Origin of the sequence: Desulfovirgula thermocuniculi DSM 16036 (genome assembly GCF_000429345.1) — a bacterium.
Lineage (GTDB): Bacteria > Bacillota > Desulfotomaculia > Desulfotomaculales > Desulfovirgulaceae > Desulfovirgula > Desulfovirgula thermocuniculi.
Map to the genome: position 1 here is coordinate 1 of NZ_AUBR01000018.1, position 13,439 is coordinate 13,439.

14 protein-coding genes are annotated in these 13,439 nt (G+C 58.3%); 12 read left to right on the plus strand and 2 right to left on the minus strand.

All coding sequences use genetic code 11. The features are described 5' to 3' along the window. Together G454_RS20845 and rpsT are read right to left on the minus strand one after the other, a co-directional pair. The coding region (locus G454_RS20845) for an MBL fold metallo-hydrolase (protein ID WP_156896679.1) at positions 1–428 on the minus strand (428 nt) is incomplete at its 3' end. Between the two features lie 69 nt (positions 429–497). Beyond that, positions 498–767, minus strand: a complete 270-nt coding sequence (rpsT, locus tag G454_RS0105810) for a 30S ribosomal protein S20 (protein WP_027717856.1) — start codon at positions 765–767, stop codon at positions 498–500. A 208-nt stretch (positions 768–975) separates the two neighbouring features. Here rpsT and G454_RS20850 point away from each other — a divergent pair, with 208 nt between their 5' ends. The 12 genes from G454_RS20850 to hemW all read left to right on the plus strand — a co-directional run bounded on the left by G454_RS20850 (position 976) and on the right by hemW (position 13,417). Next, entirely contained in the window at positions 976–1,806 is an 831-nt protein-coding gene (locus G454_RS20850; protein ID WP_169719318.1) for a TrmB family transcriptional regulator, read from the plus strand. 15 nt (positions 1,807–1,821) lie between these two features. Then, a complete protein-coding gene (locus tag G454_RS0105815) occupies positions 1,822–3,003 on the plus strand; it encodes a thiolase family protein (RefSeq protein ID WP_027717857.1) in 1,182 nt (393 codons plus the stop codon). Between the two features lie 13 nt (positions 3,004–3,016). Further along, positions 3,017–4,180 (plus strand): acyl-CoA dehydrogenase family protein, encoded by a 1,164-nt coding sequence (locus G454_RS0105820; RefSeq protein WP_027717858.1) that lies wholly within the window; start codon positions 3,017–3,019, stop codon positions 4,178–4,180. A gap of 16 nt (positions 4,181–4,196) precedes the next feature. Beyond that, entirely contained in the window at positions 4,197–5,858 is a 1,662-nt protein-coding gene (locus G454_RS0105825; protein WP_035107097.1) for an acyl-CoA synthetase, read from the plus strand. 22 nt (positions 5,859–5,880) lie between these two features. Beyond that, on the plus strand, positions 5,881–6,729 hold the full coding sequence (locus G454_RS0105830; protein WP_027717860.1) for a 3-hydroxybutyryl-CoA dehydrogenase: 849 nt from the start codon (positions 5,881–5,883) through the stop codon (positions 6,727–6,729). Between the two features lie 26 nt (positions 6,730–6,755). Further along, a complete protein-coding gene (locus G454_RS0105835; RefSeq protein WP_027717861.1) occupies positions 6,756–8,372 on the plus strand; it encodes a long-chain fatty acid--CoA ligase in 1,617 nt (538 codons plus the stop codon). Between the two features lie 71 nt (positions 8,373–8,443). Beyond that, complete coding sequence (locus G454_RS22580) at positions 8,444–8,566, plus strand: hypothetical protein (RefSeq protein WP_281168442.1); 123 nt, start codon at positions 8,444–8,446, stop codon at positions 8,564–8,566. A gap of 36 nt (positions 8,567–8,602) precedes the next feature. Continuing rightward, positions 8,603–8,791 (plus strand): hypothetical protein, encoded by a 189-nt coding sequence (locus G454_RS0105840; RefSeq protein ID WP_156896681.1) that lies wholly within the window; start codon positions 8,603–8,605, stop codon positions 8,789–8,791. 125 nt (positions 8,792–8,916) lie between these two features. After that, positions 8,917–9,264 carry a phage holin family protein gene (locus tag G454_RS0105845; RefSeq protein ID WP_027717863.1) on the plus strand — a complete coding sequence of 116 codons (348 nt, stop codon included), beginning with the start codon at positions 8,917–8,919 and terminating at the stop codon, positions 9,262–9,264. Between the two features lie 69 nt (positions 9,265–9,333). Further along, positions 9,334–10,344 carry a stage II sporulation protein P gene (gene spoIIP, locus G454_RS20305; protein ID WP_051275944.1) on the plus strand — a complete coding sequence of 337 codons (1,011 nt, stop codon included), beginning with the start codon at positions 9,334–9,336 and terminating at the stop codon, positions 10,342–10,344. Between the two features lie 105 nt (positions 10,345–10,449). Further along, on the plus strand, positions 10,450–12,252 hold the full coding sequence (gene lepA, locus G454_RS0105855; protein WP_027717864.1) for a translation elongation factor 4: 1,803 nt from the start codon (positions 10,450–10,452) through the stop codon (positions 12,250–12,252). A 22-nt stretch (positions 12,253–12,274) separates the two neighbouring features. Beyond that, the gene (gene hemW / locus G454_RS0105860; RefSeq protein ID WP_027717865.1) at positions 12,275–13,417 is read left to right on the plus strand and encodes a radical SAM family heme chaperone HemW; all 1,143 of its coding nucleotides are present in this window, start codon (positions 12,275–12,277) and stop codon (positions 13,415–13,417) included. Positions 13,418–13,439 lie beyond the last annotated feature (22 nt).

Here is a 13,439-nt window from a genome sequence, read left to right on the forward strand (position 1 = left end):
TGGCCCGGAGTATGGAGAACCACGAACCGGTACCGCGGGGTGGCGAAGCTTTGGGGAATCGGCACCGCTTCCGACGCCGGCGGCAGCCCCCAGGCAAAGTGCTGGTAGGGGAGGAGGCGGGAAGTCCAGGTGGAGGGAGCGGTGATGCGCGGCACGGCCAGCGGGTGGGCAAGGGCCGGGCCGGTGCCGAACAGCTTCTGGAAGACGATATTGTTTCCGATATGGTCCTCGTGGTGGTGGGTGTTGATGACGGTGCGCACGGGATAGGAGGCAAAAACTTCGGGGATCTCTTCCGCCACGTGCGCCGGGCCGCTGTCAATGAGCACCCCGTCCACGTAGTAGCAGGCCATCGTGTAAACCGGCCTGCCTTCGTGGAGGCGGGCCATGGTAAACCGGATGACGGGACCGAATTCGCTGACGCTAATCATTTTGGCCCCCCTTTTGGCCCCGCGGGTAATTAAAAAACCACCTTGGGAAAAGGTGGTTTTGGCCACGTCTTAGCTCACCAGCTTGTTAAACCGCTTGGCCAGCCTCGACTTCTTGCGCGCGGCGGTGTTTTTATGCAAAATGCCCTTGCTTACCGCCTTATCCAGCGCCCGTAAAGCCTGGCGCAGCTTCTCCCGGATCTCCTCTATGCTGGCGCCCGCTTCAATGGCCTTCTCGTACTTTTTAATGGTGGTACGCAGGGCGGACTTGAGCATCTTGTTGCGCAGCGTGCGCCGGCGGATGACCCGCAGCTTTTTGGCCGCCGATTTGGTATTGGGCACCCCTTTCACCTCCCAGCACGCCTCATTTTATCACGGGCCGGGTGAATTTGCAAGGGCTTTTGCCATGTCTATGATCAGCCTGGCCTTTACATTATTGCAAGACGAATCATAATATTTAGAAATAATCTTGACCACTTTGCTCGTGATGCTATATACTACCCTTGTAGTAAAGATCAGTGCTATTAAGGTGTGGCAGGGGTGTATCTTTTTGCCCGAGAGGCAACTGGAACTGCTGACCGCTTTGGGGCTTTCGTTGTATGAAGCGAAAGCTTATCTAGCCCTGCTCCGTCAAAATCCTGCAAACGCCCATGAAGTTAGCCGTGTTTCAGGGATTCCGGCCTCTCGCGTTTATGAGACCCTTAATCGATTGGTGCGGAAGGGCTTGGTTGTACAGGTAGGAAACGATCCCGTGCGCTACGTGCCTTTGCCAGCAAGGGACTTAATAATGTCACAGCGCGCTTACTGGAAACGTATTCTGGACGAGCTGGAATGCGAATTAAGTCACTTGGAAGCCGAATCTACGGCAGAGGTAATTTGGCATTTGTATGGTTATGCCGCATTAATAGAAAAAGCTCGAGAAGTAATAAAATCTGCACAAAAATCCTTATTAGTTTCCATATGGACTCCCCAGGCTGAAGATGTTGCACCGCAATTAAAGGAAGCTGCTGCTGAAGGCGTCTCGGTGGTAATAATTCAGTTTGGACCCGATCCTCAAAATGTTTCATGGCCCATTGGGAAAGTATACCGCCATGTTATGATTCCTTCTGTTTACGCACGTCATGGTTCAGAGATGCTAATTGTATCAGATAAGAGCTTTGGATTTTTAATGAGCCAAGTGTCCGGACGTGAGTGGGAGGGATTTTGGACGACAAACCGGGCGGTAATCCGCGTTATAACCAACTACATAAGACATGATATTTACTTGGCTAAGATAGCCGATCGATTCATGAATTTGCTTACCAGAACATATGGGGAGAACCTCGAGCTGTTGTTAAATATTGAAAAAGATGAAGTCACGCCAAGCGTAGATTCTTCGTAAAGGAGATGATACTCCTTGGACGAGGTAGTCATCGTCGCTGCGGCCCGCACGGCCATAGGCGATTTCGGCGGGGCCTTCCGGGACATGCTTCCCCACCAGCTGGCCGTGCCCGTAATTCAGGAGCTTTTGCGCCGCACCGGGGTTACCGGGGAAATGGTGGACGAGGTCATCCTGGGCAACTGCGCCCAGCGCTCCGACGAACCCAATGTGGCCCGCACGGCTGCCCTGGTGGCAGGCCTCCCGGTGCAGACCACCGGTTTTACCGTACAGCGGCAGTGCGCTTCGGGCATGCAGGCCATTATCAGCGGCTACCAGGAAATCGTCACCGGGGACGCCGAAATAGTCATTGCCGGAGGGACCGAGTGCATGAGCGCCGTCCCTTACGTGCTCAAGAGCGCACGCTGGGGGCAGCGCCTGCAGCACGGGGAGATGACCGATGCCCTGTGGGAAATGCTTACCGATCCCATACACAAAATTCTTATGGGGGAAACAGCCGAGCGTCTGGCGGAGAAGTACGGCATTTCCCGCGAGGAACAGGATGAAATTGCCCTGCGCAGCCACCTGAATGCCGTAAGGGCCATTGAGGAAGGGCGCTTTAAAGAAGAGATTGTTCCCGTAGCCGTGCCCCAGCGCAAGGGCCCGCCGAGGGTCGTAGATAGAGACGAGCATCCCCGGGCCGACGTGACCATGGAAAAACTTGCCCAGCTACCGCCCGTTTTCCGTCCAAACGGCACTGTGACGGCTGGTAACTCCTCCGGCATTAACGACGGGGCGGCGGCGGTAATGCTCATGCCCCTCAAAAAAGCGCGGGAGCTCGGTTTGAACCCTCTGGCCCGCATTGTGAGCTTTGCCTGGGCGGGGGTTGAGCCCGACCTCATGGGCTACGGCCCTGTGCCTGCCGTGCGCAAGGCCCTTAAAAAAGCCGGCCTGACCCTGGGTGATATAGAGCTGATTGAGCTAAACGAAGCCTTTGCCGCCCAGTACCTGGCCTGCGAAAAGCTCCTGGATTTAAACCGGGAGATTACCAACGTAAACGGCAGCGGCGTTGGCCTCGGCCACCCCGTAGGGTGTACCGGGGCGCGCATAGTGGTGACCCTGCTCTACGAGATGGCCCGCCGCAACCTGAGGCTGGGGCTAGCGGCCCTGTGCGTCGGCGGGGGCATGGGGATGGCCATGGTCCTGGAAAGGGAACGCTAAGGGGGTGGGGAAGGTGTACTACCAGCTGCCGGACGATTTAGAAATGCTGCGCCGGGTTGTGCGCCGGCTGGCCGAAGAAAAGGTGGCGCCCAGGGCGGCGGCCATAGACGAGGAAGACGCCTACCCGTGGGATTTGAAGGAGCTATTTGCCGCGCAGGGCCTTTTAGGTGCCGGGGTGCCCGAAGAATACGGCGGTACGGGCCAGGGCCTGCCGGGGGTATGCCTCATTGTCGAGGAGATCGCGCGGGTTTCTGCCACCGCCTCCCTCATCATCGCTGCCCAAGAACTGGGACTCATGCCCATTTTGATTGCGGGGAATGAGGAACAAAAACAAAAGTACCTTCCTCCGCTGGCCGGGGGGGAGAAGATCTGCGCCTTTGCCCTTACCGAACCGGAGGCCGGCTCCGATGCCGGTTCCATTCGGACCAGGGCCCGGAAGGAAGGCGATAAGTACGTTCTTACGGGCCGGAAGTGTTTTATTACCAACGGGGGCATTGCCGATGTTTACGTTGTCTTTGCCACCACTGCTCCGGAAAAGGGCTTAAAGGGGATTTCGGCCTTTATTGTGGAAAAGGATTATCCTGGTTTTTCCGTGGGACGCAAGGAGCGGAAAATGGGTGTGAGGGGTTCTCCAACGGCAGAGTTAATCTTTGAGGACTGCCCTGTCCCGCAGGAAAATCTCCTGGGAAAGGAGGGAGACGGTTTTAAAATTGCCATGGCCACACTGGACCGCACCCGCCCAGTGGTGGGGGCCCAGGCCCTGGGCATTGCGCAGGGTGCGCTGGACTACGCCCTGGGTTACGCCAAAAACCGCGTGCAGTTCGGGCAGGCAATAGCTTCCTTCCAGGGCATCCAGTTTATGCTGGCCGAGATGGCCACCAAAGTGGAGGCCGCCCGCCAGCTGGTGTATAAAGCTGCTTTCTTTATTGAAAGTGCGGTGCAAAAAGGAGGAGCCTCCAGAGAAGAGATCAGCCGCTATTCATCCATGGCCAAGCTTTTTGCTTCCGATGTGGCCATGGAGGTGACCACCGACGCGGTGCAGGTTCTGGGCGGCTACGGCTACACGAAGGATTACCCCGTGGAAAGGATGATGCGCGACGCCAAGATTACGCAGATTTATGAAGGCACCAACCAGATTCAAAAGCTGGTGATTGCCCGCAGCCTGCTGGGGAAATGAGGGGGTGCCAAGCAAAATGTCCTTTGTTGCGCCGCTTACCGAGGAAGAAAGGAAAATGTACATGTCTATTACCAGAGAAAGCGTCGAGTTCCTGCACCGGCGCTATAACCGCATAAACCGCTGGGTCATTGCCGACCTTGTGCGGCGCAGCGCCTACCGCTACCCGGACAAGCCGGCTCTTATCTTTGGCGATAAAGTGCTCACCTACGCCCAGCTGGAGGAAGAGTGCAACCGGGTGGCCAACGCCCTTTTAGACCTGGGCCTGCAAAAGTACGACCGCGTGGCCGTGCTGGCCCATAACACCATCCACCATGTGTTAGCGTGGCTGGGTACGGCCAAGGCAGGGGGCATATATTTGGCCATCAATTACCTCCTGCGCGGCAAGGATGTTACCTACTGCATTAACCACTCGGAGAGCAAGGTATTTATCGTGGAAGACGCTCTTTACGACATGGTCAAAGATGTGCTTGCCGATATGCCCGGGGTGAAGACTTTTATCTGGTCCGATCAGGGGCGGGGCGAGAGAGCCCCCGAAGGTTTTCTGGATTTTAACGCCTGGTACAGCCAGTACCCTCCCCGTGAGCCGGATGTGGAGCTGCGCATCGAGGATCCCGTGCAGATGACCTACACGAGCGGCACAGAAGCTCTTCCCAAAGGAGTCATTTTAACCAATCAGTCGCTAATTGCCCAATACGTCGGAACTATTGTGGACGGCGAATACACGCCCGAAGACATCAACGTTAACGCCATGCCCATTTTCCACTGTGCGCAGCGGGACGTTTTCCTGACTCCCGTGCTTATGGTGGGCGGCACCAATGTTTTGCTCCTCCAGCCCAACCCCGTGGAGATAATGGCCGCCATCGAGAAATACCGCGCCACCATGTTCTTTGCTGCCCCTACGGTTTGGATTGCCCTTTTAAGGCACCCAGATTTTGGCCGGTACGACCTCAGTTCCCTCCGCAAAGGCTATTACGGCGCCTCCATTATGCCGGTAGAAGTCTTAAAAGAACTCATGTCCCGCCTGCCCAACTGTCGCCGCTTCTACAATTACTACGGGCAGACCGAGCTGAGCCCCTACCACACCATTCTTAAACCGGCTTACCAGTTCACCAAGCCGGGTTCTGCCGGCCAGGGAGGGCTGAATATGGAGACCCGCCTGGAGGATGAAGAGCACCGGCCCATATTACAACCCGGCGTGCCGGGGGAGATATGCGGCCGGGGTCCTCACGTCATGCTCATGTACTTCAAAGAGCCGGAGAAGACAGAAGAGACACTGGCCCACGGCTGGTTCCACAGCGGGGATGTAGGCGTTATGGACGAGGACCGTTTCATTACCGTGGTGGACCGCAAAAAAGACATGGTTAAAACGGGTGGGGAAAATGTCTCCAGCCGGGAGGTGGAGGAGGTTATTTACAAGCACCCGGCGGTGTCCGAGGTGGCCGTTATCGGGCTGCCTCACGAAAAGTGGATTGAAGCGGTTACGGCGGTGGTAGTCTTAAAGCCGGGCGAAAAGGCTACGGAAGAGGAGATAATGGCCCTTTGCCGGGAACACCTGGCTCCATTTAAGGTGCCCAAAGGGGTGATCTTTGTGGAGCAGTTGCCCAAAACGCCCAGCGGGAAGATCCTCAAGAGGGACTTGCGGGTTACGTACCGGGACTTTTTTGCCGGCAAGCAGTAATTTTTTGCGAAGGGGTGAGAGGATGGAAGTTAAGACCATTGCCGTAGTGGGAGCGGGAACTATGGGGGCGGGAATCGCCCAGGTGGCCGCCGCAGCCGGCTTCAAGGTTATCCTCTCCGACGTTGCGCCGGAAATAGTGGAAAAGGCCCTGAGCCGCATCAGGGAGAGCCTTGAGCGCCTGGCCGCAAAGGGGAAGCTGAGGGGAAGCGTGGAAGAGGTCCTGGGGAGGATTGAAACCGTCACGGGGTATTCCGGCATGGAGGGCGTTGATCTGGTCATCGAAGCCATTGTTGAGGACATCGAAAAGAAAAAAGCCCTCTTTAAAGAGCTGGACCAGATCTGCCGCCCGGAGGCAGTTTTCTGCTCCAATACCTCGGGCCTGTCCATAACCGAAATGGCTTCCGCCACGCGGCGTCCGGATAAGGTCATCGGCACCCACTTCTTTAACCCCGTGCCTGTTATGCAACTGGTGGAGGTAATTCGGGGAGAGGAAACTTCCGATGAGACGTACAGCCTGGCCGTAAAAGTGTGCGAAAAGATGGGCAAGACGGTCATCACGGTCAAGGAAGCTCCTCTCTTCGTGGTTAACCGCATCCTGGTGCCCATGATCAATGAGGCCATTTTCGTGCTCCAGGAGGGCATTGCTTCTGCCGAGGATATCGACAAGGGGATGAAGCTGGGGGCCAATCACCCCATCGGCCCGCTGGCCCTGGCGGATTTAATTGGCCTGGACGTGCTGCTCATGGTCATGGAAACCCTTTACCGGGAAACCGGCGATTCTAAGTACCGCCCCGCTCCTCTCCTGCGCAAGATGGTGAGGGCTGGCCACCTGGGCCGTAAGACGGGCCGTGGATTTTACCGGTACAACTAGCCTGCGGCAGGAGGTGCAGAGGCGGGATGATGCGCTACAACTTGTTGTTAAAGTCGGTTCTCGAGCGCGCTTTAAAGTATTACTCTCGCAAGGCGATTTACTCGCGCACTTTTGGGGGCGAGAAAGAGTACACCTACCGCGACTTTTACCACCGCGTGTGCCGACTGGCCTGGGTATTGAAGGAGCTCGGTGTAAAAAGGGGAGCGCGCGTGGGAACCTTTGCCTGGAACAACCACCGGCACCTAGAGCTGTATTTTGCCGTGCCGTGCTTCGGGGCCGTCTTGCACACCATTAACATCCGCCTTTTCCCCGAACAGATTGCCTATATAATCAACCACGCCGAAGATGAGGTGTTGTTCATTGATGAAGATCTGGTGCCCCTGATCGAGGCGGTAGCGGATAAACTTGCCACAGTGCGCCACTACGTGATCATGGCCGACGGCGCCCTCCCGCCCACCAACCTCAAGCCGGTTCATTCCTACGAGGACCTGTTGAGTTCCGCTTCTTCAGAAACATATGAATTTCCGGGCGATTTGGACGAATATACGCCGGCGGCCATGTGCTATACCACCGCCACGACGGGAAATCCAAAGGGTGTAGTTTACACGCACCGCGCCCTGGTCTTGCACAGCATGGCGGCCTGCATGGTTGATACCCTGGCCGTCTGCGAGCAGGATGTAATTATGCCGGTAGTCCCCATGTTCCATGTAAATGCCTGGGGCCTGCCGTTTGCTGCCACCATGGTGGGAGCGACACAGGTGCTCCCGGGGCCGCGTCCCGACCCCCACCTGATCTGCAGGCTTATTCAAGAAAGAAAGGTTACCCTGGCCGCCGGGGTGCCCACCATATGGTTGGGCTGCCTGCCTCTTTACGAATCCGGGCAGTACAGCGGGCAGAGCCTGCGGGCCGTAGTGGTGGGTGGCTCAGCTGCTTCCCGGTCTTTAATCGAGGCCTACGACCGCCTGGGCATTCCAATCCTGCACGCTTACGGCATGACGGAGACCACCCCGCTGGTGTTGGCCTCCCGCCTGAAGAGCTACATGCAGGAGTGGGACGGCGAGCGCAAATATGCCGCGCGTGCTCGCCAGGGCCTGCTGGTGCCGGGCCTGGAGATGAGGGTGGTCAACGAGCGCGGTGAAGACGTGCAGTGGAACGGGCGCGAGATGGGCGAGCTTTGGTTGCGCGGGCCGTGGATAGCGGGCGAGTATTACCGCGATCCGGAGCGCACTGCGGAAGCTTTTGCAGGGGGGTGGCTGCGCACAGGGGACATAGTAACTGTTGACGAAGAAGGTTATGTGGCCATTGTGGACCGCACCAAGGACCTGGTGAAAAGCGGCGGGGAGTGGATCTCCTCCGTAGACCTGGAAAACACCATTATGGCCCATCCGGCGGTGCAAGAAGCGGCGGTTATCGGCGTGCCGCACCCCAAGTGGCAGGAGCGGCCTGTGGCCTGCGTGGTGTTAAAGCCGGAGTTCCGCGGAAGGGTAGGTAAAGAGGAGATCCTGGCTTTCCTTTCCGGCAAGGTGGCCAAGTGGTGGTTGCCCGATGAGGTCATCTTTCTGGAAGAGATACCCAAGACCAGCGTGGGCAAGTTCAGCAAGCGCGTCTTAAGGGAAAGATACGCTCACCTGTTTAGCGGGTAATTTTACGACTGGCGACCGGGAAATAAGACCGGTCGCCTTTATTATTTCGGGGCACGACCACCGAAGAGGAGGTGCTGGTCGGAAAGCACTATAGCCCCCACTTGAGCACTGCCGGGTGCGGCTGGGCGCGGAGTATAGAAGTGGTGCCGCAGGAAACGATGGAGTACCGCCAAAGCGGCATGATGTGGGCTTGACTTTTCGGGAACAATAAGTAGGGGGTGATGGGCAAAATGAAACGGCGCGAAAGGAACCTCGAGCAGGCGGCCAGGCTGGTGGGCGGCACCGTGCTGGCCCTTTTGGCCAAAAACGCCGGCCTGCGGGTGCTGGGAGCCGGCGTGGCCCTTTCCGGCCTCTTGCGGGGTGGCCTGAAGGGATTGGGCGGCCTGCGCAGGTGGAAGAGAAGAAGGCGCCTCCTGTAGGGGACGGGCGGGGGCCGGGAGTCTACCCGGCTCCCTTTGCTTTGGCACGGCCCCCTTGGATTTTTTAGTATAAGCCGTGCCAAAAATGTGAAAGCTAAGCTTTGAGGGAAGGAGGTGAAGTCCAGGTGAATACGGCCAACTGGCTAGGAGTGCTGATACGCTTTGTGGTTTCGGCACTGGTGCTCATGGTGGTCAGCTGGCTTTCCCCGGGCTTTGTGGTGCGCGGGGGCTTTGTGGGGGCGTTAATTGCCGCCGTGGTTATAGCCGTGCTTGGCTACGTTGTGGAGGCCCTGCTGGGTGAGCGGGTTTCCCCTCATAGCCGTGGCCTGGTCGGCTTCATTACCGCCGCCGTGGTCATTTACCTGGCCCAGTTCATCATCCCCAACCTGCTCAGCGTCAACATTGTAGGCGCCCTCATTGCCGCCTTCATCATTGGACTCATAGATGCCGTGGTGCCTACCGTGTTGCGCTAGCAGGGCCCTTCATAGGATTCCCCTCCCGGGCATATGTATGGTAAGGGGCAGCCGGGGAGGGGTATTTTAATGCACCGGGTTTTTTACCGCTACCGCTTGCGCTCGCGTCTGTTTTGGACAAGGCTCGCCCGCAGTATGTCCCTGTGGCGGCTGGCGGCTGCCGTAATGGCCATCTGCGCGGGCCTCTTGTTTTTCCCGGAACGCCTGCTCTTTTTAAAAGGCGATCTCCTGTGGCTCCTGCGGGTGGCCATGCCGGCTTTTGCTTTCCAGGAGGAGCAGGAGGGAGCAGGTAACCTTTTGGGGAAAAGCATTTGGCGGGCCGTTCCCCTTGGCGACCCCCGCGGGTTCCTTTCGCTGCAAAACGCCCTCTTTTCCCTTATAAAGGAAGAGAACGGGATGCCCGGGGAGAGCGCTCCTCCTGTATCCCCTCCCGTGCAGCAGCCCAAAGGTTGCCTGGTGGCCGTCTACCACACCCACACCGGGGAAACCTACCAGCTCAGCGACGGGGTGCCCCGCCTGGATGGGAAAGAAGGGGGGGTGGTGAGAGCCGGGGAGGCGCTGTGCCGGGAGCTGGAGCAAAAATACGGCATACCCACCCTGCACATAAAGAAAATCCACGACCGGGATTACGGGCAGTCTTACCTGGAGTCGGAAAAGACCGTCAGGCAGGTCCTGGCGGAACACCCCGAGGTGGAGGTGCTCCTGGACGTTCACCGGGATGCGGGTAAGCCCCGGGAGGACTGTGTGGTTAAGGTAAACGGCAAAAATGTGGCTACCGTGCTGATAGTGGTGGGTTCGGATGCCCGCGCTGCCTTTCCCACCTGGCGGCAAAACGAGCAGTTTGCCCAGTTGCTGGCGGCGGCCTTAAACAAGAAGTACCCCGGCTTCTGCCAGGGAGTGCGGGTTAAGGAAGGACGCTACAACCAGTTCCTGCACCCCCGGGCCCTGCTGGTGGAGATCGGCAGCACCAACAACACCCTGGAAGAGGCGGTGGAAGCGGCCAGGCTTTTGGCCGACGTGATGGGGGAAGTGGTCAAGGAGCTTGTGCAGGCCGGGGGTACCCCGCCCGGGACGCTTTAAACTTGGGACGGCAGGTGCTGCCCTCCCGCTTTCCGGAAAGCTCCCTTTTCAGCACCCCAGTTTGATGCTATAATGAAACGCGCAGGTAAGCGGACGGTGGTAGGGATGAAAAGGGAGCTGATTCGCAACTTCTGCATCATTGCTCATATAGATCACGGCAAATCCACTTTGGCCGACCGCCTCCTGGAGTTCACCGGCGCCATCAGTCCCCGCGAGATGGTGGAGCAGGTCCTGGACCAGATGGACCTCGAGCGGGAGCGGGGCATTACCATTAAGGCCCAGGCCGTGCGGCTCACTTACCGGGCCGACGACGGGCTGGAGTACCAGCTCAACCTCATTGACACTCCCGGCCACGTAGACTTTTCTTACGAGGTTTCCCGCAGCCTGGCCGCCTGTGAGGGTGCCCTGCTGGTGGTGGATGCCGTGCAGGGCATTGAGGCCCAGACATTGGCCAACGTTTACATGGCCATTGATCATAACCTGGAAATCATACCGGTTATTAATAAGATTGATCTGCCCAACGCCGACCCGGAGAGGGTGAAAAAGGAGATCGAGGAGGTTATCGGGCTCGACGCCTCCGAAGCCCTGCTGGTTTCGGCGAAGCTAGGGATCGGCATTAAGGAACTGCTGGAGGCCATTGTGCGGCGCATCCCGCCTCCCGGCGGGGATCCCGCCGCGCCGTTGCGGGCGCTCATCTTTGATTCCCACTACGACCCCTACAAGGGCGTCATTGCCTATGTCAAGGTGGTGGACGGCTCCCTGCGGGAGGGGATGGGCATTAGGCTCATGTCCACCGGCAAGGAGTTTTTGGTCAGCGAGGTGGGCATTTTTAAGCCGGCCATGACCCCGGTGGGCAGGCTGGAAACCGGCCAGGTGGGTTATGTGGCGGCGGGAATAAAAAATGTGCGCGACACGCGGGTGGGGGACACCATTACGGAGGCCGCGCGCCCCGCTGCCGTTCCCCTGCCCGGCTACCGGCAGGTCAAGCCCATGGTCTTTTGCGGCCTCTATCCCGTGGATACCGGGGACTACGAAGACCTCAGAGAGGCCCTGGAAAAGCTAAAGCTCAACGATGCCTCCCTGGTCTACGAGCCGGAGACTTCTGAGGCCCTGGGCATGGGCTTTCGCTGCGGTTTTCTCGGGCTTTTGCACATGGAAATCATCCAGGAGCGCCTGGAGCGGGAGTACAACCTCAACCTCATCACCACCGCCCCAAACGTGGTTTACCGCATCGTGACCACCGCCGGCGAAGAGCTCTATATTGATAACCCCACCAAGATGCCGCCGCCGTCCAAAATTGCCAGGATGGAAGAGCCCTACGTGACGGCGACCATCATGATGCCCAAGGATTACGTGGGAACGGTAATGGAGCTGGCCCAGGAAAGGCGGGGCAGCTTTAAGCACATGGAATATATGGGGGAAAACCGCGTCATGCTGGTTTATGAACTCCCTCTGGCGGAAATCATCTTTGACTTTTTCGACCAGCTCAAGTCGCGCACGCGCGGTTACGCTTCCCTGGACTACGAATTTCTGGGTTACCGCGAGAGCGACCTGGTCAAGTTGGACATCCTCATTAACGGCGAACCGGTGGACGCCCTGACCTGCATTGTGCACCGCGACAAGGCTTATTACCGCGGGCGCCAGCTGGTGGAAAGGCTGCGGGAACTCATCCCGCGCCAGCTCTTTGACGTGCCCGTGCAGGCGGCCATCGGCAGCCGCGTCATTGCCCGCGAAACCATCAAGGCCCGCCGCAAGGACGTCCTGGCCAAGTGCTACGGCGGTGACGTGACGAGAAAGAAAAAGCTTCTGGAAAAGCAAAAGGAAGGCAAAAAGCGCCTCAAGCAAATCGGCCACGTGGAAATACCCCAGGAGGCTTTTATGGCCGTCTTGAGCATAGACAGGAAGTAAGAGGGTTTGTGGGGGAAAAAGCGTGGCCATCAGCCTTTACGTTCACGTGCCTTTTTGCCTTCAAAAGTGTGCCTACTGCAACTTTGTCTCCTATCCCCTGGAAGAAGAAACGGCGCGGCGCTACCGCGACTGCCTGCTAAAGGAAATGGCCCTTTGCGGTGAAGTGCTCGCTCCCCCGGAAAGGGAGCTGGCCACCGTCTACCTGGGCGGGGGGACACCTACCTGCCTGCCGGCGGGCCTCCTGGAGGACATCCTGGAAGGCCTGCACCGGTATTTTGACTGGCCTTTGGGCATAGAGGCCACCGTGGAGGCCAACCCGGGCACGGTGGATGCGGCCAAGCTGAAAATGCTCCGTGAGGCGGGGATAAACCGCCTCTCCCTGGGGGTGCAGTCCTGCCAGGATCATCACCTTGACCTCCTGGGTCGCCTGCACGGCTTCCGCCAGGCGGTTGAGGCGGTGCTCCTGGCCCGGCAGGTCGGCTTTAGCAACCTGAACGTTGACCTCATCTTTGCCCTTCCCGGCCAGACTCTTCCCGAGTGGCGGCGTTGCTTGGAGGAAATCCTGGCCCTGGCGCCGGAACACATCTCCGCATATTCCCTCGAGGTGGAAGAGGGTACACCGCTGGCCCGGAGGATACAGGGGGGCGGGCTGGCTCCCTGTGAGGAAGAGACGGAACTGGCCATGTACCTGGAGGCCATAGCCTTTTTAAAGGAAAACGGGTACGAACATTACGAAATTTCCAACTTTGCCCGCCCCGGCTTTCGCTGCCGCCACAACCTGGCCTACTGGGAACACCGTCCCTACCTCGGGCTGGGGCCGGCGGCCCATTCCTTCCTGGATCGCCGGCGCCGGGCCAATGTGTGCTCGCTGGAGGAATACTGCGCGCGCCTGGAGGCCGGTGAGCTGCCTGCCGGCGAAGAAGAGGAGCTTTCAGAAGAAGCCCTTATGGGGGAGGCTATGTTTCTGGGCCTGCGCCTCTTAGAGGGGGTAAGTTTAGAGGGCTTTGCCCGGCGCTTCGGGAAAAACCCCCTGGAAGTGTTTGCGCCGCAGATTGCCTCCCTTTGCCGCCGGGGCCTTCTGGAAATAAGTTCCGGTCACTTACGCTTAACTTCCAGGGGCCTGCCCCTGGCCAACATGGTTTTCCGCGAGTTCATCTTGCCTTGACAAATATTTTTGCCGGTGCTAT

Excerpts from the sequence above, each read along its gene's own strand:
- G454_RS0105825 (WP_035107097.1), top strand. The coding sequence starts at position 4,197 with ATGTCCTTTGTTGCGCCGCTTACCGAGGAAGAAAGGAAAATGTACATG.
- G454_RS0105830 (WP_027717860.1), top strand. The coding sequence starts at position 5,881 with ATGGAAGTTAAGACCATTGCCGTAGTGGGAGCGGGAACTATGGGGGCG.
- G454_RS0105835 (WP_027717861.1), top strand. The coding sequence starts at position 6,756 with ATGATGCGCTACAACTTGTTGTTAAAGTCGGTTCTCGAGCGCGCTTTA.
- G454_RS0105840 (WP_156896681.1), top strand. The coding sequence starts at position 8,603 with ATGAAACGGCGCGAAAGGAACCTCGAGCAGGCGGCCAGGCTGGTGGGC.
- spoIIP (WP_051275944.1), top strand. The coding sequence starts at position 9,334 with ATGCACCGGGTTTTTTACCGCTACCGCTTGCGCTCGCGTCTGTTTTGG.
- lepA (WP_027717864.1), top strand. The coding sequence starts at position 10,450 with ATGAAAAGGGAGCTGATTCGCAACTTCTGCATCATTGCTCATATAGAT.